Source organism: Duganella rhizosphaerae (assembly GCF_040364205.1).
Lineage (GTDB): Bacteria > Pseudomonadota > Gammaproteobacteria > Burkholderiales > Burkholderiaceae_D > Rugamonas > Rugamonas rhizosphaerae.
In genome coordinates this window covers 175,195-193,747 of the sequence record NZ_BPWK01000005.1, presented here as the reverse complement: position 1 = coordinate 193,747, position 18,553 = coordinate 175,195, and the positions used below count along the sequence as shown (strand labels likewise).

14 protein-coding genes are annotated in these 18,553 nt (G+C 65.9%); 7 read left to right on the top strand and 7 right to left on the bottom strand.

From position 1 onward, the window contains the following. Positions 1–2 precede the first annotated feature (2 nt). From RUGAMON1_RS13185 to RUGAMON1_RS13170, 4 genes are read right to left on the bottom strand one after another with little or no spacing between them, the layout of a single operon-like run. Complete coding sequence (locus RUGAMON1_RS13185) at positions 3–827, bottom strand: FAD:protein FMN transferase (protein ID WP_445230934.1); 825 nt, start codon at positions 825–827, stop codon at positions 3–5. Then, positions 824–1,360: an FMN-binding protein gene (locus RUGAMON1_RS13180; protein ID WP_445230933.1), complete on the bottom strand. Its 537-nt coding sequence runs from the start codon at positions 1,358–1,360 to the stop codon at positions 824–826. The genes RUGAMON1_RS13185 and RUGAMON1_RS13180 overlap by 4 nt, the downstream gene beginning before the upstream one ends. A 1-nt stretch (position 1,361) precedes the next feature. Beyond that, a complete protein-coding gene (locus RUGAMON1_RS13175; RefSeq protein ID WP_445230932.1) occupies positions 1,362–2,678 on the bottom strand; it encodes a putative porin in 1,317 nt (438 codons plus the stop codon). 16 nt (positions 2,679–2,694) lie between these two features. Then, positions 2,695–3,921, bottom strand: a complete 1,227-nt coding sequence (locus RUGAMON1_RS13170) for a cytochrome-c peroxidase (protein WP_445230931.1) — start codon at positions 3,919–3,921, stop codon at positions 2,695–2,697. Positions 3,922–4,211: 290 nt separating this feature from the next. Between RUGAMON1_RS13170 and RUGAMON1_RS13165 the strand changes: the two genes are divergently transcribed. From RUGAMON1_RS13165 to RUGAMON1_RS13155, 3 genes are all read left to right on the top strand, one after another. Continuing rightward, positions 4,212–6,428 (top strand): TonB-dependent receptor, encoded by a 2,217-nt coding sequence (locus tag RUGAMON1_RS13165; RefSeq protein ID WP_445230930.1) that lies wholly within the window; start codon positions 4,212–4,214, stop codon positions 6,426–6,428. A gap of 10 nt (positions 6,429–6,438) precedes the next feature. Continuing rightward, positions 6,439–7,521, top strand: coding sequence for a metallophosphoesterase family protein (locus RUGAMON1_RS13160; RefSeq protein WP_445230929.1), 1,083 nt, complete (start codon positions 6,439–6,441; stop codon positions 7,519–7,521). Positions 7,522–7,622: 101 nt separating this feature from the next. Further along, complete coding sequence (locus tag RUGAMON1_RS13155) at positions 7,623–8,363, top strand: substrate-binding periplasmic protein (RefSeq protein ID WP_445230928.1); 741 nt, start codon at positions 7,623–7,625, stop codon at positions 8,361–8,363. Here RUGAMON1_RS13155 and RUGAMON1_RS13150 read toward each other — a convergent pair. Both RUGAMON1_RS13150 and RUGAMON1_RS13145 read right to left on the bottom strand, forming a co-directional pair. After that, positions 8,360–10,579 carry an ATP-binding protein gene (locus RUGAMON1_RS13150; protein WP_445230927.1) on the bottom strand — a complete coding sequence of 740 codons (2,220 nt, stop codon included), beginning with the start codon at positions 10,577–10,579 and terminating at the stop codon, positions 8,360–8,362. The two genes, RUGAMON1_RS13155 and RUGAMON1_RS13150, sit on opposite strands and share 4 nt — an antisense overlap. Positions 10,580–10,588: 9 nt before the next feature. Next, positions 10,589–11,740 (bottom strand): pyridoxal phosphate-dependent aminotransferase, encoded by a 1,152-nt coding sequence (locus RUGAMON1_RS13145; RefSeq protein WP_445230926.1) that lies wholly within the window; start codon positions 11,738–11,740, stop codon positions 10,589–10,591. Positions 11,741–11,874: 134 nt separating this feature from the next. Here RUGAMON1_RS13145 and RUGAMON1_RS13140 point away from each other — a divergent pair, with 134 nt between their 5' ends. Beyond that, a complete protein-coding gene (locus RUGAMON1_RS13140) occupies positions 11,875–13,029 on the top strand; it encodes a branched-chain amino acid ABC transporter substrate-binding protein (RefSeq protein ID WP_445230925.1) in 1,155 nt (384 codons plus the stop codon). A gap of 100 nt (positions 13,030–13,129) precedes the next feature. Here RUGAMON1_RS13140 and RUGAMON1_RS13135 read toward each other — a convergent pair whose 3' ends face one another. Then, on the bottom strand, positions 13,130–15,376 hold the full coding sequence (locus RUGAMON1_RS13135) for a TonB-dependent receptor domain-containing protein (RefSeq protein ID WP_445230924.1): 2,247 nt from the start codon (positions 15,374–15,376) through the stop codon (positions 13,130–13,132). 153 nt (positions 15,377–15,529) lie between these two features. On the opposite strand from RUGAMON1_RS13135, the gene RUGAMON1_RS13130 reads away from it, so the two are divergent. From RUGAMON1_RS13130 to RUGAMON1_RS13120, 3 genes are all read left to right on the top strand, one after another. Further along, entirely contained in the window at positions 15,530–15,919 is a 390-nt protein-coding gene (locus RUGAMON1_RS13130; protein ID WP_445230923.1) for an OsmC family protein, read from the top strand. A 157-nt stretch (positions 15,920–16,076) separates the two neighbouring features. Continuing rightward, entirely contained in the window at positions 16,077–17,141 is a 1,065-nt protein-coding gene (locus tag RUGAMON1_RS13125; protein ID WP_445230922.1) for a choice-of-anchor J domain-containing protein, read from the top strand. Further along, complete coding sequence (locus RUGAMON1_RS13120) at positions 17,138–18,550, top strand: PA domain-containing protein (protein WP_445230921.1); 1,413 nt, start codon at positions 17,138–17,140, stop codon at positions 18,548–18,550. Before RUGAMON1_RS13125 ends, RUGAMON1_RS13120 begins: the two co-directional genes overlap by 4 nt. The last annotated feature ends 3 nt before the right edge of the window (positions 18,551–18,553 follow it).

Below are 18,553 nucleotides of genomic sequence, written 5' to 3'. Positions count from 1 at the left end.
GCTCAGATTATAAACGCTGAGGCCTGCGATGCGGCCAGCGCAGGGTGTTGCGCATCGCCGCTGGCCAGCACCACCTTGGTCAGCGCGTCGGCCACGGCGCAGCGCCGGGCGCGCACCGATACGCTGATGGAGCCCACCAGCGGCTCGCCGCTACGGCCGTCGACCAGCGCGCTGACCCGGCGGCCGTCATGCTGGCGCGCCGAGAAGTAGGCGGCCGATGTGGCCAGCGCCTCATCCCGCAGCAGCACTTGCGCGGCGGCGCGCCCCGGCGCCAGCGGATCGCGCACGGCGACCGGCCAATCGCGGCCGCCGAAGCAGCGCAGATCGCCGCCCGCGTTGACGCAGCCGCCGGCGGCGCCGGCGTGCCGCAGGGCTTCCACCGCCAGATCGACCGCGTAGCCCTTGGCGATGCCGCCCACATCCACCCAGCCGTGCGCCAGCTTGCGCACCAGCGGTTCCGGCTCGCAGCGGTAGACGGCCAGCGATGGCTGATACGCGGGGATCCCGCCATCGTTCGGGCGCGGCAGGCAGAGCCAGTCCACCAGCCGCGGCGCGCAGGCGATGTTGAACAGGCCCTGCGACAGTCCGGCCATCCGCGCCGCCAGTTGCAGCACCCGCCAGGTGTGCGGATGCAGCTCCAGCACGTCGTCCGGCGCGGCGCGGTTCAGGCGCGAGATGTCGCTGGCGGCGTCGTGAAAACTCATCAGCCGATGCACCAGCGCGACCTCGGCGAACGCCCGCGTGATCGCCTGCGCCGCCGCCTGCGGATCGCCGTCCGCCGTGATGTCGACCAGGGTGCCCAGCCAGGGCTGGGCGCGCCGCATCATTTTTTCAGCGCCACCTGGGCGACGGCGGCGATGCGCCGCACGCCGTCGGTCAGGTGGGTGCAGGAGAGGGTGGCGCCGCTGATGTTGGCGATGCCGTCGCCCACCGCCAGGCCGCCCGTTTGCGCCGACTTGCCGGTGAACTGGCGGCGCCAGGCCGGCAGGCGGATTTCGCCGCCGTGGCTTTCGCGGTAGGTCAGGATCTCGACCTGGCGCACGGTGGCGTCGGGATTGAGGCCGACCGCATACGAGATCAGCTCGAACTTGCCGATCACGTCGTCGAGCACCATGTAGCCCAGCAGCTTGTCGCCGCTGTAGGCGCCCACCACGCGCCAGTTGACCGAGCGCGCCGGCAGCCCCGCCAGCTTTTCCACCTGCTGCATCTGCGGCAGCGACAGCGCCACGTCCTGCTCGCGGAACGCGGTCGCTTCCGGGAACATCAGCTTCTGCGCCTGTTCCGCGTTCAGGTATTGCGCGGCGAAGGCCGGCGCGCCGGCGGCGCATGCCGCCAGTGGTATCCAGTGTTGGTAGCGCATATCAGTACGAGAAGCCCATGCCCAGGTTCAGGCGGTCGCGCGATTTGTCCTCCTTGAACCACTGATAGTCGGCCTTCAGCACCACGCCTTCGCCCACCTTCAGGTTGGCGCCGACGGTGCTGACTTTCTCGTCCGGCGACGCGGCCACGCCCAGGCCCTGCGGCACGGCGGCGTAGCTCTTGGCGGTGTTGAACTGCTCGTAGCGGGCGAAAGGACTGAGCGTGTAGTCGCCCACCTGCAGCAGGCGGTAGGCGGCCTGGGTATACCAGCCGGCAAAGCTCTTCGGCACCGGCGTCGGATTGCCGACCAGCGTCTCGTTGAGCGCTTCGGTGTTGCTGATCTGGCCGCGCGCGTACAACGCCGACAAGTCCCAGCGGCCCGGCGTGTAGCGGGTGTGCAGGTCGACCATGGTGATGCGGGCGTCGTTGGCGGTGAAGCCGTCGGCCTTGTGGCCGGCCTTGCCGGTGAAGACGGAGCCGCCCACCAGCAGGCCCGGCACGCCGCGCCAGTTCAACGCCGCGTGCACGCTCAGGTCGCGCGACTTGGCCTGCTGGCCTTCCTGGTGGATGGAGCCCAGCGGCGATTCGCGGCCGTCGCTGCCGGCGGCGTCCCATTTGCCCAGGTCGAAGCCGGTGGTGACGCCGGTGTCCCAGGTCAGGCCGTAGGCGGTGTCGCCGGACAGGCTCACGCCCACTTCGCGCCAGGTCGACGGGATGATCGCCGTCTCGACGAAGTTGCGCTCGACGCCGTAGTAGGCGGTCGGCTCGTGGTTGGTGTTCAGCAGGCCCATGGGAATCAGGTACAGGCCGACCTTGCTGCGCATGCCGTTGCCGAATTCGCGTTCGACATACAGCTGTTCGACCTCGCTCTCGCCCTTGTCGTCGGCCGAGACGACGGCGTGCTCCCATTCGAATTCGGCGACCATCTTGGTCTTCGGGTCGAAGCGGTGCTCGATGCCGATCACGGCGCGGCGCACGTCGGCCTGCGCGGCGCTGGCGTTCTTGCTTGGACGGTTGTAGTTGATTTCGCCGTAGGCGCCGAAGATGGTGGCCGGCGCCGACGGTACTTCAACCGCGGCCAGCGACACCGGCGCGGTAACGCGCGCGGCGGCCGGTGGCGGCGCCGAAGCCAGCGCCTGCTGGCGTTGTTCCACGGCTTCGGTCTTCTTAACGCTGGCTTTCAGTTCGGCCTTCAGCTGTTCCAGTTCGGCGGCCATCTTGTCGATGCGGGCCAAGAGTTCCGCCTCGCCCGCGGTGGCGGCGAAAGGCGCGCCGAGGAAGGCGGCGGCGAGGGCGGTGGCGATCAGGTGCTTGTTCATATTCAGGTCTCTGCGATTAAGGGTTGGTCTTGTAGCCGTCGGTCAGCGTGCCGAGGAATTTGACGACATCGTCGATCTCGCCCGGCGACAGCGATGGCGCCATGCCGGGCTGGCGGTTGTAGGGCACTTCGGTGGTGTTGACGTTCTTGCGGTACTGCGGCGGCAGGTCGTTAAACTTCTGCACCACGCCGTCGGCGCCGGTGGGGTACCACTCTTCCGGGTTGGTGTCGCGCCGCACGTAGAAGGCCACGACGTCCTTCAGGTTGTCGAAGGCGCCGTTGTGGAAGAAGGCCCGGCGCGTGGCGACGTTGCGCAAGGTCGGCACTTTGAAGGCGCCGCACAAGTCGGTGCGCGCGGCCAGGTCGGTGCGGTCAGGGCCGCACAGGCCAAGGTCGAAGTAGGCCGGATCGGCGGTCGCCGCCAGCTTGCTGTTGCGCGGCACGCCGAGATTGTCGAAGGTGAAGTCGGTGAACAGCGGCGGTGCGCCGTCGGCCCCGCGCGCGCTGGTGTGGCAGCCGATGCAATTGCCTTTGGACGGATCGTTGAACAGCGCAAGGCCGCGCAGTTCCTGGTCGGACAGCTTCACTTTACCGGCCAGGAACTGGTCGTACTTGGAATCGAAGGGGTGGAAGCTCTCGTCCTCCAACTGATATTTTTGCAGCGCGAAGGTCATGCGGCTGAAGGCCTGTTCGGCGTTGTCCAGGATCGCGGCGCCGAATTGCGCGCGGAACTGTTCGACGTACGGGGCTTTCTTCAGTTTGTCGATCACGTCCTGCTTGCTGGCATTGGCCATTTCGTGCTGCGCCAGGAAGGGGCGCTCGGCCTGTTCCGCCAGGCTTTGCGCGCGGCCGTCGCGGTCGATGCCGCCGGTTGGCGTGCCGTCCTTGGCGAAGAAGAAGGCCGGGTTCTGGTTCAGGTAGCGCAGCGACGGCGCTGCGCGGAAGCCCTGCACATCGCCGTTGGCGCCGCCCAGCTGGGCCGACAGCTGGTTGGTCGGGCCGTGGGCGTTGTCCGGGCTGTGGCAGGTGGCGCACGACTGCTTGCCGGAGGCCGACAGCGACTGGTCCTTGAAAATCAGTTCGCCCAGTTGGGCGGCCGGGCTCAGGCCTGCTTCAACGGCGGGCGGCGTCGGCGTGGGCGTCGGCGTCGGCGTGGTGGAGCCACCGCCGCCGCTGCACGCGGCCAGGCTGGCCAGCAGCAGCGCGGCCGGAAGGAGGGCGGCGCGGGAATAGTGTTTAAGCATGCGTTTGTTAGTAAATGGGAATGACAACAATTCGCATTATCCATGAAGGGTTGGTTTTATGCCAATCCGGCGAGGCGTTTGTGGTTTATTTTTCCTCCGGGATAAACAATGATTATTAATTTTATTCATGCGCAGGGTTTAATTCTGCGTTAATTTGTGCTCTGCTAGAATCGCCGCCGTGCGCTATTTGGCCTTTGTACGGGCGGCGGCGTATCAATGCGATTCATGATGTTGTCATAATTGGTTCTTAGACTTTCCGGTTTTCACACCCCCGCAAACTGGAAAGAGATATGAAGAATCCGAAGCAGCACTTGATCTTGTCGACGATGTCGGCCCACGTTCTGGCCGCGTTGGCCCTGATGTCCGGCAGCGTGCACGGGCAAACCGTGGCGCCGGCCATCGAGGATGTGCCGGTATCGAATACCGCGCTGGATTCGGAAGCGATCAAAAGCCGCGTGGTGATCACCGGCTCCAACGCCGCCAACCGCGCGCCGGTGCAGGCCTCGTTGAAGGCGACGCAGCCGCAGTCCGTCATCACCGCGACCTTCATCGAGCAGGCGGTCACGCCGCTGGCGGACTTCAACGCCGTCGCGCGCATCGCACCGAGCGTGGGCTCCGGCCTGTCCTCCAACGGCCCGGGGCTGGGCGAATCGAAGGTCACGCTGCGCGGCTTCCAGGACGGCGAGTACAACATCACCTACGACGGCATTCCCTTCGGCGACACCAACAATCCCACCCACCACTCGACCTCCTACTTCCCGGCCCGTATCATCGGCGGCATGGTGATCGAGCGCGGACCGGGCAACGCCAGCAACCTGGGACAAGCCACCTTCGGCGGTTCGATCAACCTGTTCTCGAAGGAGCTGGCCACCGAATTCCGCTTTTCGCCTTACGCCACCTACGGTTCCTGGAACACCAAGATCCTCGGCGCGGAGATCGACTCCGGCCAGCTGGAGCAGTTCGGGGATGCGCGCATGATGTTCAACGCCTCGCGCCTGACCAGCGACGGCTACCAGACCTACAGCGGCGTCAAGGAAGACAACTACCAGTTCAAGTTCCAGAAATCGCTGGGCAAGGACACCATGCTGACCGTGTTCTCGACCTATAACAAGATCCACAGCTTCGTGCCGGACAAGGCCGGCGTCACGCTGGCCCAGGTCGCGCTGTACGGTAAAAACTACTCGCTCAACAACGACAAGGCCAGCCAGAACTACTACGGCTACAACTACAACGACAAGCGCACCGACTTCGAATACATCCGCCTGCAATCGCAGCTGGACGGCGGCTGGGCGATCGACAACACGCTCTACACCTACGCCTACGACAACAACACCTTCTCCGGCCAGGACGCCAGCGGCGCCACCGCCAACGGCACCAAGTCCGGCGCGGCCGGCAACAAGAACGTCCCCGGCTACAACAAGCTCAATTCCTACCGCGTCAACGGCGACATCTTCAAGCTGACCAGGCAGCTGCAAGCGGGCCTGCTGCGCGCGGGCGTGTGGCTGGAGAACTCGGACACAGAACGCCACACCTTCGATCTGGACTGGACGTTGAACGTGCCGAACCCGAAGGAAGCGACAGCGCCGAAGGACGTCTCCTACAACCAGAACTCGTCGTGGAAGCAGTATCAGCCCTTCGTCGAATTCGAATGGGCGGTGGCGCCGCAATGGACCGTGACGCCGGGCCTCAAGTACGTCAACTTCAAGCGCTCGCTGGATGCGGTGGTCAACCAGGGCACGCGCATTCCGACCAGGGCCGACCAGACCTACAACACCACCTTGCCGTTCCTGACCGCGAACTACGCCGTCAACAGGGAATGGTCGGCCTACGCCCAGGTGGCGCGCGGCTTCCTGGTGCCGGACCTGTCGATGTTCTACGTGAATAACCCGAACCTGAGCACGCCCAAGCCGCAGACCTCCACCAACTACCAGCTGGGCACCGTGCACCAGTCGGGCAACCTGACCTTCGATGCGGACATCTACTATATCGATTTCAACAACAAGATCGCCTCCACCGGCGCCGGCAATGACCTGGTGTACTACAACCAGGGCGGCGTGATCTACAAGGGCATCGAAGGCGCGGCGACGTATTATGTCGGCAGCGGCTTCTCGCTGCACGCCAACGGTTCGGTCAACAAGGCCGAGGCCAAGGACACAGGCCTGCAAATCGCCAAGGTGCCGAAATCGACCGCCGCACTGGGCTTGCTGTACAAGGACCATGGCCTGTATGGCTCGCTGATCGCCAAGACCAACGGCAGCCAGTACGCCAAGGACGGCGAACCGGCCGCCTACCAGATCGGCGCCTACACGGTGACCGACTTCACGGCCGGCTATCGCTGGCGCATGGGCGGCGTGGTCAAGATGCTCAAGGTGCAGGTCGGCGTCAACAACGTCTTCAACAAACAGGACGCGACGTCGATCAGCGCGAACAGCAAGGGCGCGGCGTTCGACCAGTACACCTTTGTGCCAGAGCGTAGCTGGACGGTGTCGCTCAATGCCGATTTCTAAGGCGGCTCGCATGCGCATATCGACCCTGCTGTGTTGCGCGGCGCTGGTGTCAGGGCAGGGCGTCGCGCTGGCTGCGTCCGACCCGGTGGTGATGTCGTTCGCCACCGTGGGCGACTCGCGAGCCGATCCGACCAGTGCCGAAACGGCGCAGGACAAGGTCTACCTGCAAAACACCCGCGCCTTGTCGCGCATCCTGCGCGAGATCCAGGCCGCCAGGCCGAAGGCCTTGTTCTTCAACGGCGACATGATCATGGGCTACACCGCCGACAAGAGCGCGATCGCCCGCCAGTATGCCTACTGGCGCGGCATGACGGCGGGCCTGATGGAAAGCGGCACCTACGTGGTGCCGGTGACCGGCAACCATGAAATGCAGTTCAAGGAGAAGGACGCCGCCGGCAAGACCACCAAGATCGCCCGTCTTGAAAACGAGGAGCTGTGGCGCGAGAGCATGGGCGACCTGATACTGGACACCGCCCGCTGGAAGGCCGTCACCGGCATCGAGGCCAGCGCCTTCGACGCCGGCAACGCGCCGCCGGTGGGCGGGCCGGATGGCAACCGGACCAGCCAGTCGCAATTGACGTTCTCCTTCGACACCGGCGGCAGCCACTTCGCCGTCATCGACACCGACCCGGTGGGCAACGACGGCCACGGCCCGGCACACTGGCTGGCGCAGGACTTCCGCCAGGCCAGGGCGCGCGGCGCCAGGCGCTTCTTCGTGTTCGGCCACAAGCCGGCCTACACCTACTACTTCAAGCACGGCGTGGAAGCGGACGGCATGGACATCTATCCGGACAACGCCAAGGCCTTCTGGCAGGTGATGGAAGAATACGGCGGCGCCTATTTCTGCGGCCATCAGCACATCTTCAACGCGCGGCAGCCGGCGCGCGCCGACGGCGGCAAGGCGTGGCAGGTGATGGTGGGCTCCGGCGGCTCGCCGTTCAGCGCCAAGGCCGGGGACAGCCGCAATCCGCAGGACCGGGCTTACGCCTGGGCGCTGGTCAAGGTACACGCCAGCGGCAAGGTGCGTATCGAGGTGTACGGCTTCGATGAACACTACGGCAAAACCAGGCGGCTGAAAACCATCCAGTTCTGAGTGAGACCCCCGCGTCGCCGGCAATTGGTGACGACGCCGCAAGCTCGCGCTACAATGGGGCGATGCTACGTGTGCCGACCAGGGTTGTGGTACTGAGTGCGATGCTGTCCTTGCTGGCGACGGCCGGGGCCAGTATCGCCGCGACCGAAATCCGTACTGCGGCGCAGCAGGGCACCGAGCCCAAATTCCAGAGCGCCGACGCCACCGGCGCGCGCGTGGTCGGCATCTGCATCGACATCATGCGGGCTGTCGAAAAGCTCGATCCCGGCCTGAAATTCACCGGCGACCAGGTCTGGCAGCCCTTGCCGCGCATTTACTCCGCCATGGACCGCGGCGTGCAGGATGCTTCCTGCGGGCTCTCGCATTCGCCGGAACGGGACAAGAAATACGTGTTTGTCGGACCGCCGCTGTTCTCGATCCGGTACTACCTGATCGCCCGCAGCGACGACGCGGCGCTGATCGCCAATTGGGACGACCTGCGCAAGCTGGCCCCGGACAATGTGGTGCTGGCCAACCGCGGCTTCGCCGGCGTGACGGTGCTGGAGTCGGCCGGCGTGGCGCAGATCGACGCCGGCGCCGCCGACCCGAAGCTCAACTTGCAAAAGCTGCTGGCCCACCGCGGCCGCTTCTTCTTCCATCGGACGCCGGGTTTGCAGGCGGTGCTGGACCGCTCAGGCATGGCCGCCAAATTCAAGATCCTGCCGACCGTAATGGCCGTCAGCCCGTTGCATTTCGTGGTCGGCAAACAGGTCGATCCGGCGGTGGTTGAACGCCTGCGCGCGGCCTTGCAGACGCTGGAAAAAAGCGGAGAGCTGGAACGTATCGCCAGGTCGTGGGACTAGTGGACTGTAGCGGCGGACAGTTTGGCGATCAACGCCAACAGCGCTTCGACATCGACCGGCTTGACGAAATAGTGGTCGAAACCCGCCTCGCTGGCCAGGTCGCGGTCTTCGCGGCGACCGTAGCCGGTCACCGCCACCAGCGTGGCGTGGGCGGTTTGCGGCAGCTCGCGCAGGCCGCGCGCCAGCTCGTTGCCGCTGATGTCGGGCAGGCCGATATCGAGCAGGCATAGTTCCGGCGACATGCGCTGGGCGATCTCCAGCGCCTCCAGCGCGGTATGGGCGACCAGCACTTCGTGGCCGGATGCGTCGAGCAGCAGTTGCAGCGTTTGTGCGGCGTCGACATTGTCGTCCACCACCAGCACGCGCAGCCTGGCGGCGCCGGCGGCGAACCGTCCCGGCGCCGCCGGTACGTGCTGGCCAGGACCGCCAGGCAGCGAGATGGTGAAGGTGCTGCCTTGCTGCTCGCCCGGACTGTCGGCGGCGACGCTGCCGCCATGCAGTTCCACCAGCGATTTGACCAGCGCCAGGCCCAGTCCCAGCCCGCCTTGCGAACGGTCCGGATTGCGGTCGGCCTGGGCGAACAACTCGAACACGCGGGCGCGCAGTTCCGCCGCCATGCCGATGCCGGAATCGCTGACCACCAGCCGCACCACGCCGTCCCCGCCATGCACCGACAACTTGATCGTGCCGTCGACCGGGGTGTATTTGGCGGCGTTGTTGAGCACATTGACCAGCACCTGCACCAGCCGTTTGTGGTCGCCGTCGACCTGCTGCGGCACCTCGGGCAGCGACAGTTCGAAATGCTGATGCTTGTTCTTGAACAGCGGCTCCGCCTGTTCGACGGCGTCGGCCACCACGTCGGCCACGTTGAGCGGCACGCGCGTCACCGTCACCAGCCCGCGGGTCACCCGCGAAACGTCGAGCAGGTCGTCGACCAGGCGCGTCATGTGGTGCACCTGGCGGACGATGATGCTGGCCGTGCGCTCGACCGCCGCGGCGGTGGCGTGGCCGCTTTGCAGCAGCTGCGCGCCGGCGCTGATCGGCGCCAGCGGATTGCGCAGTTCGTGCGCCAGCATCGCCAGGAATTCATCCTTGCGCTGGTCGGCCAGGCGCAGCTGGCTTTCCGCCTTCAGGTGCTGCAGTTCCTTCTGCTGCAAGGCCTCGGCCATCGCGTCCAGCGCCCGCGCCAGTTCGCTGATTTCCTCGTTGCCGTAGACGATGCCGCTGCGCGCGCCCAGCGTGCCGGAGGCGATGCTGTTGGCGGTGGTGGCCAGGCGCTTGACCCGGCGCAGCACCAGCACGTCGCCGACAAACCAGGCCGCCAGCAGCGCCAGCGCCACCGTGACGGCCAGCGCCGACATGTCGAGCAACTGGTCGTGGCGGGCGGCGGCGATGATGTCGTCGGCCGGAATGCCGATGGTGACGGTGTAGTCGGACAAGCCGTTGTTGCCGACGCGGGCGAAGCGGTGCAGCCGTTCGATGCCATCCGGTCCGGTCAGCAGCACCGGCTTGCCCGGCTCTCCGGCCATGGCGGCCCGCATTTCTGGCCATACCATCTGGCCGAACCACTGGTCCGGATTGGGCTTGCGCGAAATGATCCTGCCTTCCGAGTCGGAGGTGAGCAGCAGCGATCCTGGCGGCAGCTTGATGTCGGCCACGAAGCGATCGAGCTTGGTCAGGTCCAGTGCGGCGAACACCACGGCCTTGACCTTGTCGCCTTCGCCCAACAGCGGGTAGGTGAGGTTGACGGTGTGCTTCTGGATCACGCGGCCGAACACGTAGCCGCCGGCCACGAAGCGGCGCAGGTGCACGGCGCGGCGGAAGTGCGAGCGGTCCGACAGGTTGACCGGCGTCGACGAGGGGATGGCGCTGCAGGTGACATCGCCGTTCAGCTGGATCAGGCCAAGGTTGGCGTAGTCGGGGTTCTGCTGCTGGATATTGGCCAGCAGGCGGCTGCAATGCTGCTGGTCGCCGGTCAGGTCGGGAATGCTGGCCAGGTCGCGCAGGATCTGGCGCGCGCCCTCGATCGACTGCGCTTCGTTGGCGGCGGCCAGGTTGGTCAGGCGTTGCAGGTTCTCTTCCGCCACCTGCACCGCGTGCTGGCGTTCGCGCACGCCGCTGACCAGCGTCATCACCGCGATGGGCGCGATCGCCAGCGCCACCAGCAGGATCAGGCGGCTGCGCAAGCTATTGAGTTGAAAGAGAAGAAAGGCCATGCTGGGTGCTTAACGGGCCCTGTAACGTGCGTTGCCATAGCGGATAATCGCTTGCACGCCGCGCCGCAGCGTGGCGATGTCGTCCGAAATATAACCGATGCGGATAAAGCCCGGCGCACCCAAGGCGTCGCCCGGCATCAGCGCCACCGAGTGCTGGTTCAGCAGCTGTTCGGCGAACTGTCTGGTGTCCATGGTCAGCGCCGAGACGTCGCCCCACAGATAGGGGCCGGATGCCGGGCAGTGCATGCGCATCCAGGGCAGGCCGTGCACCATGTCCAGCACCAGGTCGCGGCGCAGGCGGTATTCGTCCAGCATCGCCGTCGGCTCGCCCGATTCGAAGGCGGAGGCCAGCGCCAGCTGGATCAGCATGGGCGCGGCGGCGGTGATCGGGCCTTGCAGCGTCTCCATGGCGGTGACGATGTGGGGCGGCGCCACCGCGAAGCCGGCGCGCCAGCCCATCATCGCGTAGCTTTGCGAGGCGGAATACAGGGTGACGATGCCGATCTGCTGCCAGTCCGGCCGCGCTGCCAGGCTGGTATGGACGCCGTCGAAGATCAGCTTTTCGTAGCTCTCGTCGACGATGGCGCGGGTGCCGGTGCGTTTGAGCCAGCCGGCGATGCGTTCGACTTCGTCGGCCCGCAGCACGCCGCCGGTGGGGTTGTGCGGATTGTTGATGATCAGGATTTTGGCCGGCGGCAGGCTGTCGAGGAATTCGGCGCTGACGCTGGCCGGCAGGTCGACCAGCACCGGCTCCAGTCCCAACAGCCTGCAGGTGGTGACGTAGGCCGGCCAGTGCGGCTTGAAGATGATGACGGCGTCGCCCGGATCGGCCATCACGTACAGCGCCTGATACAAGGCCTGCTTGGCGCCGTTGGTGACGATGATTTCGCTGGCGCCGGCGGCGATGCCGTTTTCGCTGGTGACCTTGGCGGCCAGGCGGGCGCGGATGCCGGCGTCGCCGCCGACCGCGGTGTAGGCCAGGGAGGGTTGCTGCAAGCCGTCGCGCACCGCTTGCAGCACGCTTTCCGGCGCCTGGAAATGCGAGATGGCGATGGAAAAATCAATCACGTCCTCGCCGCGCGCCTTCATGGCGTCGACCCGTCCGTGCATTGCGGTGGTCGCCAGCGGCGTGGAGCGGGCGATGCGTTGTGATGTTTCCATGCAAAGTGTCTCTATGGCAAATGTTTCGATTTGTTATTTTACTTCAGATAGGGAAGTCAGTACGCACGACTGCATACATATTTGCCTGGTGGTATCCTTGTTCACTTAACCAATGAGGACGCCTCAATAATCTTATGCGATTAACAACAAAAACATGTGGCCAGGCGCTTGCGCTGGCCTTCGTTGCCAGCGGCGCCGCGCAGGCGGAAGCGATCGTCACGATCGGCCATGTGGCGGCGACTTCGGGGCCGATCGCCCATCTGGGCAAGGACAATGAAAACGGCGCCCGCATGGCGGTCGACGAGCTCAACGCCAAGGGCGTGGTCATCGGCGGGAAAAAGTACAAGATCGTGTTGCAGGCGGAAGACGACGCCGCCGATCCCAAGCAGGGCACCACCGCCGCGCAGAAGCTGGTGGACGCCAGGGTCAACGGCGTGATCGGCCACGAGACCTCGGGCACGACGATACCGGCATCGCGCATTTACCACGACGCCGGCATTCCGCAGATCTCGCCGTCGGCCACCAATCCGCAGTACACGCGCCAGCGTTACGAGACCGCGTTCCGCAACATCGCCAACGACGAGCAGCTGGGCGCCGCGCTGGCGCGCTATGCGATGCAGAACGTCAAGGCCAGGCGCATCGCCGTGATCGACGACCGCACCGCCTACGGCAAGGGCCTGGTCGATGAATTCGTCAAGAACGTCAAGCGCGCCGGCGGCGCGTCGGGGACGACCGTGGTGTCGACCCAGTTCACCACCGACAAGTCCACCGACTTCAGCGCCATCCTGACCGCCATCAAGGCGACCAAGCCGGATATGGTGTTCTTCGGCGGCATGGACGCCGTAGCCGGGCCGATGCTGCGCCAGATGAAGGCGTTGGCGATCCCGATCAAGTTCATGGGTGGCGACGGCATGTGTTCGGATTCGGTGCCGCGCCTGGCGGGCGACGCCATGAGCGACGGCCAGGTGATCTGTGCCGAGGCGGGCGGGGTCGAGCCGTCGCAGGAAAAGGGCATGGCCAATTTCCGCGTGGCCTACAAGAAGAAATTCGGCATCGACGTCGAGACCTACGCGCCTTACGCCTACGACGCGCTGATGACGATGGTCGAGGCGATGCAGAAGGCTGGTTCGCCGGAGCCGGCCAAGTATCTGCCGGCGCTGGCCGGGATCACCCACAAGGGCGTGACCGGCAACATCACCTTCGATGCGCGCGGCGACGTCAAGGACGGCGTGCTGACGATCTACACCTTCCGCAACGCCAGGCGCGAAAAAGTGGCGGTGATGAAGTAAAACAACCCGGGGTCAGATCTGACATTCGGACACGAGCTCTGCCGTAATGATGGTTACGGCAGAGTTCGTGTCCGAATGTCAGATCTGACCCCGTTGTAAATTAGCCTTCCGACGGGCCGCCGCGGCCGGGGCCGCCTGGGCCTACGCCTGGCGGCGGGCCGAAGCGCGGCTCGTTGTGCGAGTCGGCCGCCGTGGCGGCGCCGCCCAGGCGGTAGGACAGCCCCAGGTAAAACACCCGGCCGTCGAAGCGGCGGGTGCTGGTCTCGCGCAATGTCGCGCTGTTGATGACGGTCTCCATCTTGTTGGTGCTGAACAGGTCGGTGACCGTGCCCACCAGGCTCAGACGCGGTGTCACGGCCTGGCGCACGCTCAGGTTGAAGGTGTTGTTGGGCGAGCGGTAGCCTTGGCCGGACAGCGTCTTGCCCTGCATCTGCAAGGCCATCTGCACTTGCGTCGCCGCGCTAACCGCGTAGTTCAGGCGCACGCGGCCGCTCAGCGAGTTGGCGCTGCGGGTGACCAGCGCGCCGCTGTCGTCCTGCGTGGTCTGCTGGCTGCGCGCCAGGTTGCCGCTGGAGTTCAGCGTCAGCGACGGCGTCAGCTTGCCGCTGACGGTGAATTCCAAGCCGCTCGCATGACTGCCTTCGCCGTTCTGGCGCGTGGTCAGCAGCACGTTGTTGGCGATGAAGGTGCGATAGTCGACGATGGCATCGGTATCCTTGCGGTAGTAGCCGCGCAGATTGGTTTCCAGCGCGCCGACCTTGGTTTCGTAGCCCACTTCGAAGGAGTCGGTCTTGGTCGGCTTGAGCATCGGATTGCCGGACGAGACGTTGAACTCGTCGCGGTACACCACGTAGGGATTGAGGTCGTTGGCGTTCGGGCGGCGGATGCGGCGCGCGTAGGCGAAGCGCATGTTGGCCGTCTCGCTCGCCTTGTAGGTGGCGAACAAGCTCGGGATCAGGTTGGTGTAGTGCTTCCTGGCCTCGACGCCGCTGGTGATCTGGTGGACATCCAAGCCGGTGTACTCGGTGCGCAGGCCGCCCAGCACGCCCCAACTGTCGTTCAGCTTCAACTGGTAGGAGCCGTACAGCGCGACCACGGTTTCCTCCAGGTCGAAGCGGTTGCTGCGCGCCGGGTTGACCACGGCCACCGAGCTCAGCGGATCGATGTCGGTGTACAGCGTGTCGAAGTTGTTCTTGTTGGTGGCGACCTTGTAGCCCGCCTTGAGGCTGCCGCCGGCCAACGGCCGCTCGTAGTCGCCGGTGAAGTCGACGATGTGGCTGCTGTTGTCGTTGCGCTGGTGGGCGCGGCTGTCCGGCAGGTTGCCGATGGCGTAGTCGTTGGCGTAGGCGCTGTTGCTGTCGTTCTCGGAGGCCGAGACGCGCAGGTCGATCTTCAGCGTCTCGTTCGGCAGCTGGCCCTTGTGGTCGTAGCGTCCGCCCCAGCTGAAGTTCTTGGCGTCGCCCTCGCGCGCGGTGGTGCGCACGTAGTCGGTGGCGGGGAAGCCGGCGGTGGCGCCGTTGACGTAGTGGTCGATGCCGCGTTGGTCGTTGCCGCGGCCCATGTAGTTGGCGCTCGCGGTCAGCGTGTCGTTCTGGTCCAGGTTGTAGCTGACGGTGCCGTTCACGCCGCCCATGTCGTTCAGGCCGGCGCCGGACGAGCTCTGGCTGCTGTGGACGAAGGCGCCGGTGACCGGATCGAGGCGGTCGCGGCTGACCACGGCGGTGGAGTTGCGGCCGTCGTGGCGCACGTTGACGCCGCCCTGGAAGCCCCACGGTCCCTCGTTGTAGCTGCCCGACGCGGCGCTGTTGTAGCGGCCGGCGTAACCGGCGTTGGCGTTGACGTTGGCAAAGCCGCCCGGCTTGCGGTTGCGGCGCATCACCAGATTGAGGATGGGGCCGCCGCCGGCCTCGTTGCCGAACTGCGCGCCGGGATTGTTGATCACTTCGACGGACTCGATATCGTCGGCGTTCATCGCCTGCAGCGTCGGGCCGCGGTTATCGCCCTGCAGCATGGCGGACGGCTTGCCGTCAACCAGGATCTGCACATTGCTGCTGCCGCGCAGCGTGACGGTGCCGTCCGGATCGACCGCCACCGACGGCACATTGTTCAGCGCGTCGGCGGCGGTGCCGTTGCTGCTGCTGATGTCGGACTTGACGTCGTACACCTGGCGGTCGATGCGGTTGGTCGGCCGCTCGCCGGCCACCGTGACCGACGGCACCACCGGCGCCGCTTCCTTGGGCTTGGCCGCGGTGGTCGGCTTGGCGTCCGGTTTTTCAGGGGCGGGCGAGGTTTGGGCGAGGGCGGTCAGCGGCGCGGCGAGGCAGGCGGTCAGGAATATCTTGTGCATGGTGAGTCGGGCCGATGCATCGGCGCCGCGAGTTCGTCGTTGAAAGGTTGATATTTTACATTTGAACCAAAGTAAGAATGATTGCTATTTACAATACTTTACTTATGGGCGGAGGCGCGGGCTAAAATAGCGGCCTTCACACAGGAGGATCACATGGCACGCGGCACCGCACATATCGGCAAGGACAGCTATCAAACCACCATCGAGGTCAGCGGCCATACGCTGGTCGGCGATGAACCGGAGCGCAACGGCGGCCGCGACACCGGCCCGGCGCCCTACGATTTCGTGCTGGCGGGCCTGGGCGCATGCACCGCCATCACGCTGCGCATGTATTCGGACCGCAAGCAGTGGCCGCTGGACGCGGTCGATGTCGGCCTGCACCTGAGCCACGGCGACGACGGCGCCATGATGGTCAAGCGCACGTTGACCCTCACCGGCACGCTGGACGCCGAACAAAAAAACCGCATGGCCGAAATCGCCGAGAAGACGCCGGTGACGTTGACATTGAAGGCGGGGATGGTGATCGCCACCACCGTCAGCTGACCATCTGAGCGGAAAGATTTCCCCAAACTATCCGGCCTCGCGCCGGATTTTTTTTTCATGTCGCGGGAACTGCCGAGTACGGGATCGATCTAATCAAGGCAAGTTGAGCCGTACGAACGAGGTTATCCGATTCCACCTTCTCATCATGGGGATAGACATGGACTTGATTAAACGCTGGGCGGGGCTGTTCGCAGTCGCCGCTGGTTTTACCGCCTCCACCTCCGCCGCGCCGTTGTTGAGCGAAAGCTTCAACAACATCGCGACGCTGCCCGCCAATGGCTGGGTGCTGGTGAACAACAGCTCGCCGCCCGGCAGCACATCGTGGTTCCAGGGACAGCCTGCGATATTTCCCGCAGCCGCCGGTCCGGCCGATTCCTACATCGCGGCCAATCTCAATAACGCGGCCTTCGGCGGCGCGCTCAGCAACTGGCTGCTGACGCCGGAGCTGGCCTTGTCCAACGGCGAGTCGCTCAACTTCGCCTTGCGGCTGTTGGGCGAGGGCGTTCTGGATACCGTGGAAGTCTATCTCAGCACGGCCGGCGCCAGCGCCAACGTCGGCGCCAGTCCAACGTCCACCGGCGACTTTGCTCTGCTCGGTGCGTTCAGTTCCGCCGCGGACACGGGCTGGGTCGGACATTCCTTGAGCGTCGGCGGCTTGACCGCGCCGGCCAGCGGACGATTCGCCTTCCGTTACGTGGTGAACGACACCAGCCTCAATGGTGACTTTGTCGGCATCGATACGGTGGTCGTCAACGCGAGCCCGACCGCGATACCCGAACCGGGCACGATCGCGCTGACGCTGCTCGGTTTCTGCGCGATGAGCGGCGTGCTGCGCCTGCGCCGGCCGCAGCGGTGGCTGGCGTTGTCCAGCCTGTCCGTGGCTAGCCTGGCGGCGGCCCAGACCCCACCGGACAACGGCCTGATGACCTTCCCGCACGTGACCGTCGTTGCCCAGCCCGTGCAGCCGCAAGCTGCGGCCCAGGATGCCGGGTTCAAAGCCTACAAAGACCCCGTGACCGGCCAGCTGACGAGTCCGACCCCGGAGCAGGCCGCCGCACTGGACGCGGCTATACGCACCGGCCGCATCGCCGCGAAATCACGCGCCGCAGCGGCCAAGCCGATTTACCTGCCGCGCGGAGGCGTCGGCCGGGTGCTCGACGAGGCCACCATCCAATATGCGACCACGCGCAAAGAGTCGGCCGCCCAAGGAGAACAAAAATGAAGCGCGTCCTGCCTACCTTCATCGCAGCGATGACGCTGCTGGTCTCGTCGGCAAGCTGGTCCGCCGCAACCATCACCATCGTCAACGGCGACCCCGCCGGCGTCGGCTTCAACGACCCCGCGCCGGCGTCGCCGGTCGGCGGCAACACCGGCACCACGCTGGGCGCGCAACGGCTCAACGCTTTCCAGGCGGCGGCCAACACCTGGGGCGCCACGCTGACCAGCACGGTGCCGATCCGCATCCTGGCGACCTGGGAGGCGCTGCCGTGCGACGGCGGCGGCGCGGTGCTCGGTTCCGCCGGGGCGCTCGAAGTGTTCCGGGATTTCCCCGGCGCGCCGCGCGCCAACGCCTGGTTCAGCAAGGCGGAAACGAACAAGCTGGTCGGCGCCGACGTCGACCCAGCGACGGCGGACATCCGCGCCCGCTTCAACGTCAACCTGGGGCAGCCGGGCTGCCTGACCGGCTCGCCGTTCTATCTTGGCCTGGACAGCAATCATGGCGCTCAAATCGATCTGGTGACGGTGCTGGAACACGAGTTCGGCCACGGCCTCGGCTTCCAGACCTATACCGATGACGGCACCGGCGAACAACTGGACGGCGTCCCCAGCATCTGGGACTACTTCCTGCTCGACACCAGCACCGGCAAGCTGTGGAAGGACATGAGCGACGCCGAGCGCGCGGCGTCGGCCCTCAAGTCCGGCAAGCTGGTGTGGAATGGCCTCATCGTCAACCAGGCCGCGCAGACGGTGCTGCAACAGGGCGCGCCGGCGCTGACGGTGCTGGCGCCGGCCGGCGTCGCCGGCGTCGTCCAGGTCGGCACCGCCAGCTTCGGGCCGCCGCTGGCCAACCCCGGCGTGACGGGAGAGGTGATGCCGGTGGTCGACACCGCGCCGGACCGCGGCCTGGCCTGCGATCCCTTATCGCCGATCAATGCGCTGGCGGTCGGCGGCAAGATCGCGCTGATCGATCGCGGCAGCTGCACATTCGTGATCAAGGTCAAGAATGCGCAGGACGCCGGCGCCATCGGCGTCGTCATCGTCGACAACGTGGCCGGCGCGCCGCCGCCCGGCCTGGGCGGCACCGACCCGAGCATCGTGATCCCGGCCGTGCGCATCACGCTGGACGATGGCAAGCGGCTCAAGGCGGCGCTGGCGACGCGCTCGCGCAAGCACTCCGGCGTCTTTGCCAACCTCGGCGTGAACCTGGCGCTGCGCGCCGGCGCCGATGCGGCCGGCCGCGTGCTGATGTACGCGCCCAATCCCAACCAGCCGGGATCGTCGGTATCGCACTATGACACCAGCGCGTTCCCGAATCAGCTGATGGAGCCGGCCATCAACGGCGACCTGACGCATGATGTCGCACCTCCGCGCGACCTGAGCTTCCCGCTGCTGCGGGACCTGGGCTGGTAGCGG